At 60.8% G+C, this 18,452-nt stretch carries 18 protein-coding genes and 1 tRNA gene; 7 read left to right on the forward strand and 12 right to left on the reverse strand.

Annotation, left to right across the window (positions count from 1 at the left end):
- Window positions 1-97: 97 nt before the first annotated feature.
- Window positions 98-170 (reverse strand) — tRNA-Lys (locus HMPREF2604_RS00465).
- A gap of 90 nt (window positions 171-260) precedes the next feature.
- Entirely contained in the window at window positions 261-1,763 is a 1,503-nt protein-coding gene (locus HMPREF2604_RS00470; RefSeq protein ID WP_070522973.1) for an acetyl-CoA hydrolase/transferase family protein, read from the reverse strand.
- A 176-nt stretch (window positions 1,764-1,939) separates the two neighbouring features.
- Between HMPREF2604_RS00470 and dusB the strand changes: the two genes are divergently transcribed.
- The gene (gene dusB / locus HMPREF2604_RS00475; protein ID WP_070532398.1) at window positions 1,940-3,085 is read left to right on the forward strand and encodes a tRNA dihydrouridine synthase DusB; all 1,146 of its coding nucleotides are present in this window, start codon (window positions 1,940-1,942) and stop codon (window positions 3,083-3,085) included.
- Between the two features lie 65 nt (window positions 3,086-3,150).
- Window positions 3,151-3,879 carry a phosphate signaling complex protein PhoU gene (phoU, locus tag HMPREF2604_RS00480; RefSeq protein WP_070532395.1) on the forward strand — a complete coding sequence of 243 codons (729 nt, stop codon included), beginning with the start codon at window positions 3,151-3,153 and terminating at the stop codon, window positions 3,877-3,879.
- Window positions 3,880-3,977: 98 nt separating this feature from the next.
- On the opposite strand, the gene pstB is transcribed toward phoU, so the two are convergent.
- The 5 genes from pstB to mshD form a co-directional block, all read right to left on the reverse strand.
- Window positions 3,978-4,751 carry a phosphate ABC transporter ATP-binding protein PstB gene (pstB, locus tag HMPREF2604_RS00485; RefSeq protein ID WP_070532392.1) on the reverse strand — a complete coding sequence of 258 codons (774 nt, stop codon included), beginning with the start codon at window positions 4,749-4,751 and terminating at the stop codon, window positions 3,978-3,980.
- Window positions 4,752-4,790: 39 nt separating this feature from the next.
- A complete protein-coding gene (pstA, locus tag HMPREF2604_RS00490; RefSeq protein ID WP_070522961.1) occupies window positions 4,791-5,708 on the reverse strand; it encodes a phosphate ABC transporter permease PstA in 918 nt (305 codons plus the stop codon).
- Window positions 5,709-5,721: 13 nt separating this feature from the next.
- Window positions 5,722-6,771: a phosphate ABC transporter permease subunit PstC gene (gene pstC, locus HMPREF2604_RS00495; protein ID WP_070522957.1), complete on the reverse strand. Its 1,050-nt coding sequence runs from the start codon at window positions 6,769-6,771 to the stop codon at window positions 5,722-5,724.
- 149 nt (window positions 6,772-6,920) lie between these two features.
- Entirely contained in the window at window positions 6,921-8,030 is a 1,110-nt protein-coding gene (gene pstS, locus HMPREF2604_RS00500) for a phosphate ABC transporter substrate-binding protein PstS (protein WP_070532391.1), read from the reverse strand.
- 186 nt (window positions 8,031-8,216) lie between these two features.
- On the reverse strand, window positions 8,217-9,131 hold the full coding sequence (gene mshD / locus HMPREF2604_RS00505; protein WP_070532388.1) for a mycothiol synthase: 915 nt from the start codon (window positions 9,129-9,131) through the stop codon (window positions 8,217-8,219).
- A 33-nt stretch (window positions 9,132-9,164) separates the two neighbouring features.
- On the opposite strand from mshD, the gene HMPREF2604_RS00510 reads away from it, so the two are divergent.
- Window positions 9,165-10,010, forward strand: coding sequence for an LmeA family phospholipid-binding protein (locus HMPREF2604_RS00510; RefSeq protein WP_070532386.1), 846 nt, complete (start codon window positions 9,165-9,167; stop codon window positions 10,008-10,010).
- A gap of 50 nt (window positions 10,011-10,060) precedes the next feature.
- Here HMPREF2604_RS00510 and HMPREF2604_RS00515 read toward each other — a convergent pair whose 3' ends face one another.
- On the reverse strand, window positions 10,061-11,101 hold the full coding sequence (locus HMPREF2604_RS00515; protein ID WP_070532383.1) for a diacylglycerol/lipid kinase family protein: 1,041 nt from the start codon (window positions 11,099-11,101) through the stop codon (window positions 10,061-10,063).
- Between the two features lie 63 nt (window positions 11,102-11,164).
- On the opposite strand from HMPREF2604_RS00515, the gene HMPREF2604_RS00520 reads away from it, so the two are divergent.
- Window positions 11,165-11,839 (forward strand): heme-binding beta-barrel domain-containing protein, encoded by a 675-nt coding sequence (locus HMPREF2604_RS00520; RefSeq protein ID WP_070522940.1) that lies wholly within the window; start codon window positions 11,165-11,167, stop codon window positions 11,837-11,839.
- Window positions 11,840-11,856: 17 nt separating this feature from the next.
- On the opposite strand, the gene HMPREF2604_RS00525 is transcribed toward HMPREF2604_RS00520, so the two are convergent.
- The gene (locus HMPREF2604_RS00525) at window positions 11,857-12,744 is read right to left on the reverse strand and encodes an aminodeoxychorismate lyase (protein ID WP_070522936.1); all 888 of its coding nucleotides are present in this window, start codon (window positions 12,742-12,744) and stop codon (window positions 11,857-11,859) included.
- A gap of 30 nt (window positions 12,745-12,774) precedes the next feature.
- Between HMPREF2604_RS00525 and HMPREF2604_RS00530 the strand changes: the two genes are divergently transcribed.
- Entirely contained in the window at window positions 12,775-13,836 is a 1,062-nt protein-coding gene (locus tag HMPREF2604_RS00530; protein ID WP_070532382.1) for a CAF17-like 4Fe-4S cluster assembly/insertion protein YgfZ, read from the forward strand.
- A 187-nt stretch (window positions 13,837-14,023) separates the two neighbouring features.
- Window positions 14,024-14,251 carry a DUF3073 domain-containing protein gene (locus tag HMPREF2604_RS00535; protein ID WP_070532434.1) on the forward strand — a complete coding sequence of 76 codons (228 nt, stop codon included), beginning with the start codon at window positions 14,024-14,026 and terminating at the stop codon, window positions 14,249-14,251.
- Window positions 14,252-14,359: 108 nt separating this feature from the next.
- Here HMPREF2604_RS00535 and purM read toward each other — a convergent pair whose 3' ends face one another.
- The 3 genes from purM to HMPREF2604_RS00550 are packed head-to-tail and all read right to left on the reverse strand — an operon-like array spanning window position 14,360 to window position 17,359.
- Complete coding sequence (gene purM / locus HMPREF2604_RS00540) at window positions 14,360-15,412, reverse strand: phosphoribosylformylglycinamidine cyclo-ligase (protein WP_070522927.1); 1,053 nt, start codon at window positions 15,410-15,412, stop codon at window positions 14,360-14,362.
- A gap of 14 nt (window positions 15,413-15,426) precedes the next feature.
- A complete protein-coding gene (purF, locus tag HMPREF2604_RS00545) occupies window positions 15,427-16,920 on the reverse strand; it encodes an amidophosphoribosyltransferase (protein ID WP_198530965.1) in 1,494 nt (497 codons plus the stop codon).
- Between the two features lie 34 nt (window positions 16,921-16,954).
- Window positions 16,955-17,359, reverse strand: coding sequence for a sterol carrier family protein (locus HMPREF2604_RS00550; RefSeq protein WP_070522921.1), 405 nt, complete (start codon window positions 17,357-17,359; stop codon window positions 16,955-16,957).
- Between the two features lie 33 nt (window positions 17,360-17,392).
- Between HMPREF2604_RS00550 and HMPREF2604_RS00555 the strand changes: the two genes are divergently transcribed.
- Window positions 17,393-18,427 carry an acyl-CoA thioesterase gene (locus HMPREF2604_RS00555; protein ID WP_070522918.1) on the forward strand — a complete coding sequence of 345 codons (1,035 nt, stop codon included), beginning with the start codon at window positions 17,393-17,395 and terminating at the stop codon, window positions 18,425-18,427.
- The last annotated feature ends 25 nt before the right edge of the window (window positions 18,428-18,452 follow it).

An 18,452-nucleotide genomic window follows, 5' to 3' on the forward strand; every position in this document is an offset into this window, starting at 1 on the left:
CGCTCCTAAATCCACACGAAATGTCCCTTAAGCCTGAACCCAGCCCTGCGCTTGGGCCCCAAAACAAAAAAGAGCCGCCCGAAGGCGGCTCTTTTTGTGGGCCCTGTGGGGATCGAACCCACGACCTGCGGATTAAAAGTCCGTAGCTCTACCAACTGAGCTAAAGGCCCAACGCTCACCTATCCTAGCCGGTGGCACCAAAGAAAAGGAAATGGCCCTCACCTTCAGCGGTAAGGGCCACGGCCTTGCGGGTCTAAGACTTAGCCGCGCATGTCACCCTTCTCCATGAAGTTCACCTGGAAGTCGAAGGCCGTCTTCAGGTCGTGCGGGGTGTGCTGGAACTTGTTAGCCTTGGCGCGCTCGAAATACTCCTCCAACATCGGGCGGTAATCCGGGTGAGCCACGGCGATGACCTTCTCCACGCGCTCCTTCGGGGCCAAACCGCGCAGGTCCGCAACGCCATACTCGGTGATGATGACCATGGTGTCGTGCTCGGTGTGGTCGGTGTGAGAAACGAAAGGCACGATAGCGGAGATAGCGCCGCCCTTGGCCACCGACGGGGAGACGAAGGTGGAGATGTAGGCGTTACGGGTGAAGTCACCCGAGCCGCCGGTACCGTTCATGATGCGGGAGCCGGAGACGTTGGTGGAGTTGATGTTGCCGTAGATATCGCCTTCAATCATGCCGTTGGAAGAAATCAGGCCCACGCGGCGAATAACCTCCGGGTGGTTGGATACCTGCTGCGGGCGCAGGATGATGTGCTTGGCGTAGCGATCAGCCTCAGCGTTCATCTTGTCCGCGTACTCCGGGGACAGGGCGAAGGAGGTTGCGGAGGCGACGGTCATCTTGCCGGCGTCGATAAGATCCAACATGCCGTCCTGGATAACCTCGGTATAGGCCTGAATGTTTTCGAACTTGGAGTCCAACAGGCCTGCCATCACGGCGTTCGGGACGTTGCCCACACCGGACTGCATGATGAACTTGTCATACTCTAGGCGGCCGGCAGCAACCTCACCCTCGAGGAACTCGATGAAGTTCGCAGCAATCTTCTCAGAAACCTCATCCGGGGCCTTGAACGGAGCGTTGCGGTCCGGGGCATTGGTCTTGACCACAGCCACGACCTTCTCCTCCGGAATCTCGATGTAGGTGGTACCGACGCGGTCAGCCGGCTTGGTAATCGGGATTGGCTGGCGGTTCGGCAGCTTCTCGATCTTGTAGATATCGTGCATGCCCTCGAGGTTGAGGGACTGCCACTCGTTGATCTCAATGATGATCTTGTCGGCGGCATCGATGTATTCGAGGTTGTTGCCCACAGCGGAGGACGGAACGATATTTCCGTTCTCGTCAATACGAACGGCCTCAATAATGGCTACCTGGAAGTCACCGTAGAAGCCCTCTTCCACCTGCTGGCCAGAGTGCGAGAGGTGGATGTCCTGGTACAGGGCGGAGCCGTCGTTGAAGCGGCCGCGCAAAACCGGGTCAGAGTTATACGGAGAGCGGAAGCGGATGGCGTCTGCCTCAGCCAACACACCATCACAGTCCGGAGCGGTAGAGGCACCGGAGAAAACATCGATCTTGAACTCCTCGCCCGCCTCATGAGCTGCCTTCGCCTTCTCCGCGATGGCGGTCGGCAGCGCCTTAGGGTAGCCAGCGCCGGTAAAGCCGGAGATTCCCACACGGTCACCGTGGTTGACGAACTTTGCGGCCTCGTCAGCGCTCATCACGAGCTTCTCAAACGGTGCGTATGCAATTCTCTCAGACATTAGTCCTCCTTTTATGTGCAGAAACGACCTACGTTACGGTCCTTTCCTGTTAGTTACATGCACCACACTAGCGAATCGGTGGAGGATTTACCGCACTCTGCCCCAAACTGTGTGCACCCCTCACTTTCCTCGTGAGAATTTGCCACCCCAGGCTCTTTCCGCGCACAATTGGCGGCGTGACTCTTGCTATCGGAAAAATCCAGCTCAACTCCCCCGTTGTCCTCGCCCCCATGGCGGGCGTGACCAACGTGGCCTTTCGCGTGCTGTGTCGCGAGCAAGAGATAGCGAAGACCGGCACCGTCTCCGGCCTTTATGTCTGCGAAATGGTTACCGCCCGCGCCTTGGTAGAGCGAAATCCCAAGACGCTGCACATGACCACTTTCGATCCACAGGAGAATCCGCGCTCGTTGCAGCTGTACACCGTCGATCCGGAGTACACCTACAAGGCTGCGAAGATGATCGTGGATGAGAATCTGGCTGACCACATCGATATGAACTTTGGCTGCCCGGTTCCCAAGGTCACGCGCCGCGGCGGAGGCTCCGCACTCCCCTATAAGCGCCGCCTCTTTGGCAACATCGTCGCCGCAGCGGTCAAGGCCACAGAGGGCACCGATATCCCGGTCACCGTGAAAATGCGCGTGGGCATCGACGATGAGCACCACACGCACCTCGACGCCGGCCGCATTGCGGTGGAAGAAGGGGCGTCGGCAGTCGCGCTCCACGGACGTACCGCCGCGCAACGCTACTCGGGCCATGCGGACTGGAATGAAATTGCGCGCCTTAAGGAGCACTTGGCCCATACCGGTGTTCCTGTCTTGGGAAACGGCGATATTTTCAAAGCCACGGATGCCCACGCCATGATGGAACAAACGGGCTGCGACGGCGTCGTCGTGGGGCGAGGTTGTCTGGGCCGTCCTTGGCTCTTTGCGGAGCTCTCCGCCCACCTCCGCGGCGAGCCGGTGCCGGCCGAGCCCACGTTGGGTGAGGTCACGCAGATCATGATTCGCCACGCAGAACTGCTGGCGCAGCACGAGGGCGAGGACCAGGCCAGCCGCGATATCCGCAAGCACATCGGCTGGTACCTGCGCGGTTTTCCCGTGGGAGGTCAGGTCCGTGCTGGCCTGTCCCGCGTGAACTCCCTCGACGATCTCCGGGAGCTGCTCGAGCCGTGGGCGGATTCGCCTGCGCTTGCCGACGATGCCGATGGCGCCCGCGGCCGCCAGGGTTCGCCCGCCAAGGTAGTCCTTCCCGAGGGCTGGCTCGACGATCCGGAGGACGCAACCGTTCCGGAAGGCGCGGAGATTATGCATTCCGGCGGCTAGCCACGAAAACCCCTTTTGTGTCGCTCGACAGGCACTAGACCAATTGTTCAGCTAAAGTACGTGACATGCGCGCTGCCTACCGTGAACAGTTGGACAACTTTGCCCATGACCTCATCATCATGAGCACTGCGGTTCATAAGCTGATGACTCTTGCCTCTCAGGCATTAATCGAATCCTCCCTGCAACCAGCCGAAGAGGCCTTGTCGTTGCGCGATGAGTTGGATGAAGTCCGCTCGCGCTGCGAAGACCGTGCGGTGTCCCTTCTGGCCTTGGAGAACCCGATGGCCAAGGATCTGCGCCAGGTCATCGCTTCCATCTATATTGTGGAAGATTTTTACCGCATGGGCCGCTTGTCTCAGCACATTGCCACCAGCGCCCGCCGCCGCCACCCTGAATCAGTTGTTCCGCCAGACATTATGGGCTATTTCGAGGAATACGCCCGCCTCGTTCTCGACATGTCCTTAGGCCTCAAAGACATCCTCATCACCCGCGATCCGGAGCTGGCGCTCCGTTTGACCGAGGACGACGACGCCGTCGATGACATCAACCAACACCTGCTTCGTATGTTGACGCAGCGCGAGTGGAAAGGAACGGTGCGCCAGGCCGTGGAAACCTCGCAGCTTTCGCGCTACTACGAGCGTTTCGCCGATCATTGCGCAGCAGCTGCCGGCCGCATCATTTACCTGGCAACGGGCTTGGACCCCGACCGCTACATGCGCAAGCGTGATCAGGAGCTACGAGAGGCAGAGCTGGAGGCCCGCATGGCGGAGCTGGAGCGCCAGTTTCACCGCTAGCCCCTACCGCTCGCCACACCTAGCGCACAGTGCATGCACAAAGCCGGCACCTCTTCTAGACCTTTAGAAGAGGTGCCGGCTTTCGGCGCTGTCAGTGTTTAGCCGAAGCGGCCAGAGATGTAATCCTCAGTATCCTTCTTGGCGGGGTTTTCGAAGATCTTCGTGGTGTCATCGAACTCCACCAGGTGGCCAGGACGGCCGGTGGCTTCCAGGGAGAAGAAGCCGGTCTTGTCCGACACGCGGGCTGCCTGCTGCATGTTGTGGGTAACGATAACGATGGTGAAGTTTTCCTTCAGCTCATGGATCAGGTCCTCCACGGCCAAGGTGGAAATCGGGTCGAGCGCCGAGCAGGGCTCGTCCATGAGCAGGACTTCCGGCTCCACGGCAATCGCGCGAGCAATGCACAGACGCTGCTGCTGTCCGCCGGACAGGCCGCCGCCCGGCTTGTCCAGGCGGTCCTTAACCTCATCCCAAAGGTTGGCGCCGCGCAAGGACTTCTCGGCGACTTCCTTCAGCTTCTTCTTGTTCTTCTCGCCGGACAGCTTCAGGCCGGCAACAACGTTATCCTCAATGGACATCGTCGGGAACGGGTTGGCCTTCTGGAAGACCATGCCGATGGTATTGCGAACGGACACCGGATCGACCTTCGGCCCGTAGATGTTCTGGCCGTCCAGGAGAATCTCACCCTTGACATAAGCACCAGGGATGACCTCGTGCATGCGGTTGAGGGTGCGCAGGACTGTGGACTTACCACAGCCGGAAGGGCCGATGAAGGCAGTCACGGCCTTCGCCGGGATCTGCATGTTGACGTTCTGTACGGCGTGGAAGTCACCGTAGTAGATGTTCACGTCGTTGAGCTCAAGCTTGGACATGAGTAGTGCTCCTTTGGGGTAGGTAGAAAGTGAGTACGGTTACTTCTTGACGGAGAACTTCGCCGAAACGATGCGCGCGCCAATGTTGAGAATCGCGATGAGGAGAACCAACGTCAGGGCGGCACCCCACAGCTTGTCTAGGACGGCCGGATCAGCGCCGGACTTGTACATATCCAGCATCATCAACGGCAACGAGGACTGCGCACCCTTGAGTGCGTCCCAGTTGATGGAGGAGGTGGAGCCCACCAACACCAGCACCGGCGCGGACTCACCCATGATGCGGGCCACGGCCAGCATGATGCCGGTGACGATGCCGGACAGCGCGGTCGGCAGAACGATGCGCGCGATGGTTTTCCACTTCGGCACACCGAGAGCATAGGAAGCCTCACGCAGATCCATCGGGACCACGCGGAGCATCTCTTCGGTATTGCGGACCACAATCGGAATCATCAGGAGCACAAGCGATAACGCCACCGCCATACCGGAACGCTTGAAGCCGAACAGAGTAATCCACATGGCGAAGATGAACAGGGCCGCAACAATGGAAGGCACACCGGAGAGGATGTCCACCATGAAAGTAGTAAGGCGGCTCAGCGTTCCACCGCGAGAGTACTCCACCAGGTAAATCGCGGTGAAGATGCCGATCGGAACGGAAATGACGGTCGCGATGACGGTCTGCACAAAGGTACCGATAATAGCGTGGAGCGCACCGCCGCCAGCCTCGGTATCAAGGATTCCGCGCTGGGAGTGGGTCCACCATTCGGGACTCAGGATAGCGCCCGAACCGCGAGAAATGAGCTCAAAGAGAACCCACAACAGCGGGATCATGGCGATAATCATCGTTGCCCACACGAGAACGGTGGCAACAGTATTGGTGGTCTTTCGGCTCGAGGAGATATCCAGGAAGGTCGGGCCGGAAGATGCCGGGACAGAGTTGGAAGTTGTAGTCGTAGTCATCTCTGAGCCCTCCTTACTTGCTCTTCACGATGGAACGGGCAATAGCGTTGACCAAGAAGGTCAGAAGGAACAGCATGAGACCTGCGGCGATATACGCACCGGCACGCATCTCATTACCGAACTCAGCAGCCGCCAGGGCGATGGCCGTTGCGAAGGTGGTACCGCCGTCGAACAGCGAGAAGCGGAAGTCCACCAGCGGGGAGACAACCATGTACAGCGCCATGGTCTCACCCAGCGCGCGGCCCAGACCCAGCATGGAGCCGGCGATGTAGCCGGACATACCGAAGGGGAGAACCGTCATGCGGATGACTTCCCACCGGGTGGCGCCGAGGGCCAAGGCGGACTCGATCTGACCGGGAGGGGTCTGCACAAAGACCTCGCGGGCGGTGGCAGCGATGATCGGCAGGATCATCACCGCCAGAACAATGCCACCGGTGAGGACGTTGCGGCCCGTCGCAAAGTTCGGGGAGTTGTCGTAGACCTTGAAGAGGAAGAAGCCACCAGCCCAAGAGTGCAGCCAGGTGTAGAAGCCGGACAGTGCAGGGCCGAGCACCTGCCAGCCCCACAGGCCGTACACGATGGACGGCACGGCGGCGAGCATGTCTACCAAGAATCCCAACGGCTTGACCAGCTTGGCCGGCGCGTAGTTGGACAGGAAGATGGCAATACCGAGCGCGACCGGCATCGCAATGATGAGAGCCACGATGGAAATCAAGACGGTGTGGCCGAACATGGTCGGGATACCGAACTTCATAGCATCGGTGTCGTTGGTCTCCCAACGGTCACCGTAGGTGAAGAAGCCCAGAATGCCACCCTCATTGACGGACAGAGAAGGAACCGCACGCCAGATCAGGAAGGCCGCGATGGCAGCGATCATCACCGTGATCAGCGTTGCGGACGCAGTGGACAGGAATTCAAAAATGCGATCACCAGGGCGCTTCACACCGGACTTGACGGCGGGCGTAGAGGTGGCGTCCGCCTCGGACGCATGCGCGCTAGGGCGAGTCGCTGAAACGGCATCCTCCTTCACGGACGACGCTGTGGTGAGATTGTTGTCTGCCATGAGACTAGGGAATCCTTTTCAACGGAAACAATGAAAATACGGGACATGCTGCCGCCCCCAAAGCGCTCGTGAAGGGCGGGTTGGGGGCGGAAGTGTGTATTCAAACGGAAACTACGGGGCTTAAAAGCTGCCCGCGTAGTAACGCGCTCTTACTGGATAGCCTCGACGGCTGCCTTCAGGCGCTCCAGGTGGTCACCGGAAACCGGGATGAAGCCTGCCTTCTCCAGTTCCTCGGACTGATTGTCCAGGACGGTGTTGAAGAAGGCCTTCACCAGAGCGGAGGTCTCCTCGTCGTAGCCAGCGGAGCAGACGATGTTGTAGGTGGTCAGGATGAGCGGGTAAGCGCCCTCATCCTTAGAAGCAAAGAGCTTGTCGGAGTCAACGACCATGTCGTGCTCGGAGTTGGTCTCCTTGAAAGCGAGGTGGTCGAGAGCCACACCGACGGACTCAGAGCTGAGCTCAACCGGGCCGTTGCCGAAGTCAATCTTGGCAATCTTGACGCCATCGGCTTCCTTCTGGTGAGCGTAGCCAGCCTCAACGTAGGTGATAGCACCCTCGATGGAGGCAACCTGGTCAGCCACACCGGAGGAACCGTTAGCACCCTCACCAACAGAATCCGGGAACTGCTTGCCTTCGCTGTCCCAGTTGCCGGTAGCGGACTTCAGGAACTTCTGGAAGTTATCGGAGGTACCGGACTCGTCAGAGCGGAAGATAACGGTGATGTTCTTGTCCGGAAGGTCGGTGCCCTCGTTCTCAGCCTTGATGGCGTCATCGTTCCACTTGGTGATCTCGCCCTTGAAGATCTTGGCGAGGGTTTCGGTGGAGAGGTTGACCTCGGTGTCACCCAGGTTGTAGGCGATGGCGACGGGGCCAATGGTCGTCGGCAGGTGCCATGCGTCGTTGCCACCGCAACGCTCCTTGGCGGCCTCAACCTCGCCCTTATCTTCCTTCAGAGCGGAGTCAGAACCGGCGAAGTCAACGGTGCCGCCGTTGAAAGCCTTCACACCAGCGCCGGAGCCGGAAGAAGTGTAGGAGAAGTTAGCATCCGGGTATGCCTCCAGGAATGCCTTCTCAAAGACGGACATAGCGGACTTCTGGGAGGATGCGCCCTCACCAGAGAGGTCGCCGGAAACCTCTGCGCCATCGGAGCCGCCTTCAGCGGAGCCAGATTCGTTGGACTCAGAGCAGGCAACGAGAACGGTGGAGGTGGCGGCGACGATGCCGAAGATAGTGGCGGTGCGCTTGAAGTTGCGGATCACGGGAAACCTTTCCGGTGCGGATACAAGAGAATGATTGTCCGAGCAAATCGCCCTCTGCTCTTCTTTGAGCAATCTTCTTGAGACGAGCGCGATTAACTCACGGGTTGTAAAGCTATACAGGGCGGGTTAACCCCACAGGGATCAAGAGATGAACAATCGGTGAACTTGTACCAAAAGCCGGTGAGGCTAGCCACTTTTCGCCCAGACGCAGTGTTCCTCAGCGATGCCAAAGCCCAAACGCTCGTAGGCCTTTACCGCCGGAGCGTTATCAGCCTCGACATACAAGATGACCTTGTCCGCACCTTTAGCCGCCATGCGCTGCAGCCCAGCGCTCAGCAGCGGTCCACCGAGCCCGCGCCCGCGATAGTCCTCACCCAATCCCACAACATAGACCTCACCGAAGGCTGGGGTAGCCTCGTCGTGCCACTTCAGCCAGTGGAAGCCAGCCATTACCGGGTGGCTGTGGGAGTCATTCGGAGAATCCCACAGAAAAAGCACGTCGGCCGGATCGAACCACTCTGCCTCCATCCCGCGGTGCAGGCGCTCCAGATCCCAGCCTCCTTGTTCCGGGTGCCACGAGAAGGCTTCATTGTTCGTGCGTACCCATTCCGCCTCGACGTGCCCGCGCCCGAAGCGCTCCACTGACTCGGTGTAGGTCTGAATCTCTAGGCCATCAACCGTTGCCGGCGCTTCCTCGGCCGCGCGCAAGTCCTGCCCCTCAATCGCCATGACAAGCAGGCGCCTGACGACGTCCATCTCGTTGCGCTTCGCCAGCGCTTGCGCAGCGAGAAGATTGCCATAGGCCCAGATTTGGGGGGAGGTTGGGAGGGCGTCGACAAGCGCCTGCCCTACCCCTCGCCCACGGTGTTCCACGTCAACAAAGAGCTCTACAGTCTGCCCATCGAGGGCAGCCACGCCAGCTACCGCACCATCTTCAATTGCGAGAAGATGATGGTGCCCAAGGCGTTCATCCCTGAGCCCTAAAAGAAACTGCTCGGAGAGGGGCGCAACGCCGTCGTGAGCTTCAGCAGCAGTGGCCAGCTCCTCCACGCGCTGGGCCACATCTGGGTTCTGTGGCAGAGTCTTGGTCTCAATATTCATGCTTCCCACCCTACGTGCGGTAGTAATAGAGGGGTGACTGTCATCTACCTCAACCGCACTGCCGTACGCCTTGCCGCCGTTGCGGGTGTGGCCCTGACAGCATGGCTGGCGGATTCAGCGGTGGCGATGCACGCAGAACATACCGTGGCCCAGAAAGCGAAAGCCAGCTCCCAGTTGGAAAACACCCCGAATGTCTACATCGGCGGCGTCCCCTTCTCCCTTGCCGCGCTAACCAAAGAGATTCCATACCTGGAGGTCAACTCCTCCGACGTGGAAGTTCCGAAACTCGGCATGGTCAATGCCTCCACAACACTGCGCGACATCACAATTAGCCCCGAGCAACTCTTCAGCGGCGAACTGGAAGGCTCACCGGTATCCACCTATACGCGCAGCATCAGCCTCGACGGAGTGGCCTTGGGCCGCATGCTGGGTATTACTGACCTCTCCATTGCCAACCCCGATAATATGTCCCCCACCGGCGGGCCCTCCGCCGAAGCTGAGCTCACCGGCACGCTGCCGGGGGATACCACCAAGTCCACCGCGACGGTGACGCTGCGCCTCGTCGGCCCAGAATTTCGCATGAGTGTCTACGGGACTGATGACGAACGCTTGAAAAAGGCCTTCGGCCTGGTCTTGGACACGCGCCAACTCCCGTTGCCTTCTCAAGCCACCTCCGTGAAACTACACGGCGGCTCCATCACCTTCGAGGTACAGCGACGCAACATTACGCTGAAAACAGCACAGCTCTCCCCGCTGGAGATCGACGGTTCGGAGGAAAAGGCCGTCGAGGATGCCGCGCAAAAAGCGCAAGACACCGCAAACGAAGTAGGCAGCGCGCCGACGACGCCGCCGAGTTGGCGTCAAAATAGGCAAAACTAAGCCGACGGTGCACCAGCGGTACCCGCACCGCAGGCTTTTGCTACCGCCGGCTACTTAATACGGATGAGATCTCGCAGGACTCGGCGGAAGCTGCGGTGAATGGGCGGTGCCGGGTCGATGGGAGCAAAGACTTCCAGCGCGTCTGCTTCCGACTCCAAGTGCACCTCCGTAAAGGTGCCTTCCGACTCCCCGTCCGCTTGGAAGCGGTGCGGCTTAGGGCAGACCAAGTCCACCTCAACGGCATCCTCAAAATGCAGCGTGCGGGCATCCGTGACCTTATTCAACCAGTGACGGTGATCCACGCCGAACAGGTGGAGAACGCCCACGAGACCATCAATCCCGCCAAGATCCGACACGCCAAAAAGGCCAAGCCCCTGATCGAAGGAATTGCGCGGATTGGTCACCACCGGCAGCGGTCCCAGGAAGGTCCACGGGTTGGTGTTGGAGGTGAACATGACGGGAACGTCATCGGCCGCGAAGGTTTCGCCCGAGCTCGAGCGCGCACGCACATTAATGCGCGGTGGGCGGATGCGGGCGCGCTGATAGGCCTGAAAGGCCACCGCCAGGTAGCGCAGCGGGGTGGCTGAAAAGCCCATCTCCCGTGCACGGTCCACGCGAGCCAGCACGTCTGCATCCAGCCCGAAACCAGCATTGACCGCAAACCACCGGTCATTCCACATACCCAACGACACGGTGCGGCGGGTATTTCGCTCCAGCATCCGGGCCAGCACGTGCGCCGCCTCGACAGGGGTATTGGGGAAACCAAGGGCGCGGACGAAGACGTTTGCTGAACCAGTAGGGATCACCGCTAGCGCCGGGATCTCCTGGGGGCTAGGACGCTGTGCGGAATTCGCCGGGCCGAGCAACCCGTTGACGATCTCATTGACCGTGCCATCGCCGCCGAAGACCAGGATGACGTCAAAGTCCTCCCGCGTCATACCGCGCACCATGTCTTCCGCGTGGCCCGGGTAGTGCGTGAAGCGAGCGAGCAGCTGCAACCCATCCACCTCCCGAATGACGGGCAAAACCTCTCGGAAGAGAGCCGCATTCTGGCTCGTAGAATTAGGGTTTGAAATCAGCAAAGCGCGCATGGCTCCCTAGACTACTGGAGCCTAGTGGTTTCCGCGGCGCTGCCACGACTACGCTGGGGCAGCATGAGCGAACAGACAAATAGCGAGAAAAACACGGAAAACACCCACCCGGAGAACACCAAGGTAGACGGCAACGCGGCCGTCAACCAGGCAGCGGAGGCATGGAAGGATGCAGCCTCCCGCAACATTCCCACCGTTGATGTAGCAGATAATCCCCTGCCGGATGAGACGGCGAACTTGCGTCAGGGCCCGTCGCTGCACGATGGTCTGCTCGGGCTTCTCCCCCTCGTCGGTGTATGGCAAGGGGAAGGCCAAGCCCACAGCACCGACGGTGAACAGTACGCCTTTGGCCAGCAGCTCATCATCGCCCACGACGGTGAGAACTACCTGACCTATACGTCCCGCACCTGGAAGATTGATTCCGAGGGCAACCCGGTTGGCCCCGATGTCCGCGAGTCCGGGTTCTGGCGCATCTCACTCAAGGACGAGATTGAGATGACCTATACCTCGTCCAACGGCATCAACGAGATCTTCTATGGTTCGCTGTTTAACGAGCGCGCCTGGCAGCTCGAGTCTGCGTCCACGATGGTCACCGAAACCGGCCCCGCCAACCTCGGCCCCGGCAAGCGCATGTATGGCCTCATGCCGAACAACAACCTCGGCTGGGTGGATGAGCGGCTTGTCGACGGCGAAATGCGCCCTTACATGTCCGCCGAGCTCACCCGTGTGGCTGGCTAATTAGCAGTGCGGCGAAGTTAGCGTGCCAGGGCGGCGTCGATCAGCGCGCGTATCTTCTCCGCGTTCGCCGGCGCCTTGAGCTTCTTTTCATTCAGGCGCGTCACACGCACCGCAGTGCGCACCGAGGAGACGAGCCACACTGAGTCAGCCTCCTCGAGGTAGCGCAGATTCAGCTCCTTCGCCTTGCAGCGATATCCCTGTTCAGAGGCATACTCAAAGAGCGCAGCTTGCGTGGTGCCAGGCAGTATTCCCTTGCCCGCCGGGGTGCGCAGCTTTGTACCCTTGACCGCCACCACGGTGGAGGTGGCCCCTTCCAAGACCAGCCCCGTATCGGGATCGGTAAAGATCACATCATCAAATCCACGCTCGCGGGCCAGGCGCAGCGTGGCCATCGTGGCCGCATAATTCAGCGTCTTCGCCGGCAGCTCTTCCGCCACCTGCCACAGACGCGGCGTGCTCATCACCTTGACGCCGGTATCACGCTGCGCCACAACGTCATCCGGAATCTCCTGAACCACCACCCATGCCGTGGGCACCCCAGTCGAGGCCCGCCCGCGGGTATAGGTCCACGTGCACTTGGCCTCTCGCGCTAAACCGTCCTCGCCTTCCCCGGCGGCGGGACCACAATAGTCCGCGATGGCCAGCTCGGTGGCTTCTTTCCACTTGTGGATGGGTGGCTCCGGAAGATCGAGAGCACGCGCGGAATGCCGGAAGCGCTCCGCGTGGCGATGAAAATTGGCCGCCTTGCCGTCACGCACGAGGAGGGACTCGAAGATACCGTCACCGCGTGTGACCGCAGCATCGTCCCAATAGACCAACGGTAGGTTCGGCATATGACGCCGCACCGACCCTCCAAACGGTTCCACGACGTAGATGACCGGCTCTTTCCTACGCTGAAGGCTCATAGACCCGATTATGCCCTACCATCGGAGGGCGTGAGTTATACTTCGCCACTTCTTTCCCGGCCCGGGGCCGCTGAGTTCCAGGGCACCACGCTTGTCGACGTCTCCGGTATCCCCTGGCACTACGGCGACCCCCTCGTGGAGCAGCGCGCGGTGGAGACAGGTTCCGCCATCATCGACCGTTCCCAACGCCGGGTCATTGCCGTTTCCGGGCCCGATGCCCGGGCTTTCCTGCACAACCTCCTGAGCCAGAAGCTCGATGACGCGGACGCCGGATTCTCTGCCGGCGCCCTTGATCTAGACATACAGGGCCACGTCCTACACCACATCGACCTGTCCTTCGACGGGGAAACCTTCTACCTCGATGTGCCACCGGCCCAGTTCGAATCTTTGCGGGACTTCCTCACCGCCATGATTTTCTGGTCCCAGGTCACCGTGAAGGAAGCGGACGCGGCGATCATCACCGTGCTGGGCAAGCCGCTACAGAAGCCTTCCAGCGCCGTGATGGAGCGCTGCGTGCACTGGCCGGGCTGCCCGCGCCAGGATTTCCTCGTACCGCGGGGTGAGCTGGAGACAGCAGTCACAGAGTTGGAAAAGCAAGGCGGAAGTTTAGCGGGGCTCATGGCCTACACCGCCGAACGAGTGCGCGCACGCGAACCAGAATTGGCCGCTGACCTCGATGCGAAAACCATCGCCCACGAGGTTCCCCAGTGGATCCGACGCAGCAATGATAACCCCGCGTTCGTGCATTTGGAGAAGGGCTGCTATCGCGGGCAGGAGACGGTCGCGCGCGTAGAAAACCTCGGGCGCTCTCCGCGCTTGTTGGTCATGCTGTACCTTGATGGCTCCGCTCCGGAGCTCCCCGTAAGCGGAGCGGATATTACGCTTGGGGGACGGCGCGTCGGCAAGCTCGGCACCGTGGTCGAGGATTGCGATTACGGCCCCATCGCGCTTGGTCTAGTGAAACGCAGCGCCCTCAACCACGGGGATCTGAGCATTGGTCCAGTGGCGGCATCGGTCGAGCCGGACTCCATCCCCGCCGACGAGGGCCCCAAGGCCGGACGCGCCGCTGTGGACCGGCTGCGCGGAAAATAGTGGCGAAATGCACACTGCCCGTTGGCCGCGGGCTAGCGCACTTTTCCACGCACCACTGGGGGGTAGTTCGGAATTTTTTCTTCACACAGGCTATGGTGTCTTACAGGAACATACACATATCTGACTAAGACGATGGGGCGGCCAAGAATCCCTGGACCGCCCTACACACCTCAAGGGGGTCATGCACATGGGACGCGGACGCGCAAAGGCAAAGCAGACCAAAGTTGCACGCCAGCTGAAGTACAATTCGCCCGAGATGGATCTGGATTCGCTCCAGCGTGAGCTCGCCTCACAGAACTCCAAGCGTTCCCACGATGAGGACGAAGACCAATACTCGGAGTACGCGGATTACGAGGACTACGCAGATCGCTGGGACTCGGATGAGTGGGATGAGGATGATTCCGACGCGCGCTAGGCGCGCGAGTCACTGTCCCACCCTGTACATCACTTAAGCGAAAGGCCGGAGCCGTCTCCCCCTCTTCTTAAGGGGAAGCGCCTCCGGCCTTGTTCCTTTTCTCAGGACTTAGAACCCTGGGTGCTCGCCGGTCATGACAACGCGCGGCTCGCCCTCTTCGGCAGCACGAACGGTGCCCAGTTCCCACGCCTCCACGTGGCGGGCGGTCATCATAGCCAATGCTCGCTCGCGATCCTCCGGCGCAACGACGGCGATCATGCCAACGCCCATGTTGAAGGTCTTCTCCATCTCCTCGAGGGCAACCTTGCCCACCGAAGAAATGGTCTTGAAAATCTGGCCCGGAGTCCACGTCGAGCGGCTCACCTCAGCGCTCAGGCCCTCCGGGATGACGCGCTCCAGGTTGCCGGCAAGGCCGCCTCCGGTGACGTGGCAGAAGGTAGACACCGCACACTCCGATGTCAGCGCCAGGCAGTCCTTGGCGTAGATGCGGGTAGGCTCCAGAAGTTCCTCGCCGAGGGTGCGGCCTAGGTCTTCCATGTAGCCGTCGAGCGGCAGACCCGCCTGCTCCAGGAGCACGTAGCGTGCCAAGGAGTAACCGTTGGAGTGCAAGCCGGAGGACTTCATGGCGATGAGAACGTCGCCTTCGCGCACCTTATCCGGGCCGAGCAGCTCATCAGCCTCTACAACGCCAACCGCAGTAGCGGAGACATCGTATTCATCCTTGCCCATCACCCCTGGGTGCTCGGCGGTCTCGCCGCCGAGGAGCGCTGCACCAGCCTGGACGCAGCCCTCAGCAATGCCCTTGACAATCTCTGCTACCTTTTCCGGCACTACCTCGCCCACGGCGATGTAGTCCTGCAGGAAGAGCGGCTCAGCGCCGCACACGACAAGATCATCCACGCACATGGCAACGAGGTCGATGCCGATGGTGTCGTGCTTGTCCATGGCCTGGGCCACAGCCAGCTTGGTGCCTACGCCATCAGAGCCAGCCGCAAGGACCGGTTCCTTGTACTCCCCCAGCTTGAATAGGCCGGCAAATCCGCCGAGCCCGCCCATAACCTCGGGGCGGGTGGCGCGCTTGGCGTGGGGGGTGATTAGCTCTACTGCGCGGTCGCCTTCCTCAATGTTGACGCCGGCGGCAGCATACGTGTTCTCGCTCATGAGTGACTTAGTCCTTATTCGTTAGTTGTCGTCGAGCCCTGCAGGGTGCGCACGGCCTCAGCATTGGGGTTTCCGGCAGGCAGTCCGAGTGGGTACTTACCGTCGAAACATGCGCAGCACAGTTCGTTGCGCGGCTGTTGAGTAGCCGCCACCATCTCATCGGTGGAGACAAATCCCAGCGAATCCGCACCAATCGCGGTGCAGATGGTCTGTGCTACCTCTTCCGGATCATCGGAAGGGTTGGCGTTGGCAATGAGCTCGCCCGGGGAGGCGAAGTCGATGCCGTAGAAGCACGGCCACTTCACCGGCGGGGAGGCGATGCGCACGTGGACTTCGGCAGCACCGGCTTCCCGCAACATCCGGATCAGCGCGCGCTGCGTGTTACCACGCACGATTGAATCATCCACCACGACGATGGACTTGCCTTCAATGACCTCCCGCAGCGGGTTAAGCTTGAGGCGAATACCCATCTGGCGCTGGGACTGCGTGGGCTGGATGAAGGTGCGGCCCACATAAGAGTTCTTCACCAAGCCGTGCGCGAAGGTCAGCCCGGATTCGCGAGCATAACCGACGGCAGCCGGGTTGCCAGACTCGGGAACGGGGATCACCATGTCCGCATCGGGTGCCGGGTACTGGCGCGCTAGACGACGCCCAATTTCCACGCGCGTGGCGTTGACAGAACGGCCCTTGATATTCGTATCGGGCCGCGCTAGGTAGACGTATTCGAAGACGCAACCATGGCGCTTGGTCTCGGCGAAGCGCTCGGAGCGGATTCCGGTCTCATCGATGGCAACGAGCTCGCCCGGTTCGATCTCCCGGATAAACTGCGCGCCGACGATGTCGAGCGCACAGGTCTCGCTGGCTACCACCCAGCCCGTGTTGAGCCTGCCCAGGGCAAGCGGGCGCACGCCATGTGGGTCACGCGCCGCATACAGGGTGTGCCCGTCAGTGAAGGTGAGGCAGAAGGCACCTTTTACGGTAGGCAACAAGTGCAGGGCCGAATCAAAGACGGTGTTGTCCTCGTTGACGCCGTCCGCCAACAAGATGGACAAGCACATGGAATCCGAGACGGACTCTTCCTGTGGCTTAATCAGCCCGCGCTGCACGGCCTCTGCGCGCAGCTCCAGGTAATTTACTAGGTTTCCGTTGTGGCCAAGCGCGATGTCAACACCGCTGGGGGACGTCCCAAACATCGGCTGCACATTCGACCATTCCTTGCCGCCTGCAGTGGAATAACGCGTGTGGCCGACGGCCACGTTTCCATGCAGCGAGCTCAGGATTGATTCATCGAAGACATTGGAGACAAGGCCCATATCCTTAAAGACGACGATGCGATCATCATCGCCCACCGCGATACCGGCGGCCTCCTGTCCGCGGTGTTGGAGGGCGAAAAGCCCGAAGTAGGTTAGCTTCGAAACCTCTTCTCCTGGTGCCCAAACACCGAAAACTCCGCATTCTTCGCGGGGTTCCGGATCCAGGCTGGGATCCGTCGACAAGGGCTTAGTCATGCTCTGGACGTGTTCAGCTACCACGGCGCCAATCCTAGCTGTTTGGGCCTGTGAAAACTAACGGAATCACGGGCAAACAGGCTGCAATGTCGTGGGAGCGGGATCCGGAGGCGTCCACGCGGCCGGCGTTAAGCGCCTGCTCCCAGCCAATGACTCCCGTTGCCAGCTGCAGCCATGTCAGGGGATCCATCTCCACCACATTCGGAGGGGTACCCCGGGTATGGCGGGGACCGGCGATGCACTGGACTGCCACGAATGGGGGGACCCGCAACTCCACGGAATGTCCCGGCGCGTCCGCCTCCACCAGGCGGGCTGTTGTGCGGGTGGCCTTCGCCAGAGCAGAGCGACCTGGTTTTTCGGTCCTCTCAGGGTCACGGATCCACTCCGCCACCGCTTCGACGGCGGCACGGGTGGTGGCGGCATCAACGGCCTTTTTCATACGCTATGCACACTCCCTGATACTTTGTTATCCATGTCACCAACCATGCCACCAAGCTCCTCGGAAGAAAAGAAGCCTGTCCCGACTGGGAAGTCCCCCTCCATCACGCTGCGGTTTATGGCCGCCCCGACAGATCTCACCATCGCCGGCGCCCAAGGCATCGGCGGCGGGCGTGTTTTGGAATGGATCGATAAGGCCGCCTATGCGTGCGCGGTTCAATGGTCCGGTACCTACTGCGTGACGGCCTACGTGGGCCACATTCACTTCACGCGCCCGATCCCTTCGGGCCACTTGGTAGAGGTACGCTCGCGCATCGCGATGACCGGGCGGTCCTCCATGCACATCGTCAACGAAGTGCTCTCCGCTGACCCGCGCGATGGCATCTTCACACGCGCCTGCGACTGCCTCGTCATCTTCGTGGCCAAGGACACTGAGACCGGAAAGTCGATGGCCGTTCCGCCGCTCGTTCCGGATTCCACTGAGCACCAGCGCGTATGGGAGGCTGCAGAGTCCCGCATCGAGCTGCGCAAAGCCATCGAAGCGGAGATGGAAAAGCAGACTTATGACGGCCCGTCCGACGCTCCCCGCATGGTCAACCGCTTCTTGGCCAAGCCCACCGACGTCAACTGGGGCGGCAACGTCCACGGCGGCACCGCCATGGAATGGATTGATGAGGCGGGCGCTGCCTGCACCATGGAGTGGTCCGGCGAGCACACCGTCGCGGTCTATGCCGGCGGAATCCGCTTCTACCGGCCAATCCACATTGGAGATCTCATCGAGGTGGATGCCCGCATGATGCGCACGGATACCCGCTCGATGCAGATGTCCGTCCACGTGCGCTCAGGCAACCCGCGCGGCGGCCGCGAAAAACTGGAGACCGCCATCCACGCCACCGTCTCCTACATGGCGATGGACGCTGACTGGCAGCCGCTAGCTGCCCGCCAATTCACTCCCCGCACCGAGGAAGACAAGCGCCTCTGGGAGCACGCCGGCATCCTTCGCGGACTGCGCGGCAAATACTCCCCGAAGCCACTGGTGGTGGCACCAAAGCACCAGCACGTGGATTAACAAAAGGATGAGCCCGAGGCTCATC

The organism is Corynebacterium sp. HMSC055A01, assembly GCF_001809405.1.
Taxonomy (GTDB): domain Bacteria; phylum Actinomycetota; class Actinomycetes; order Mycobacteriales; family Mycobacteriaceae; genus Corynebacterium; species Corynebacterium hesseae.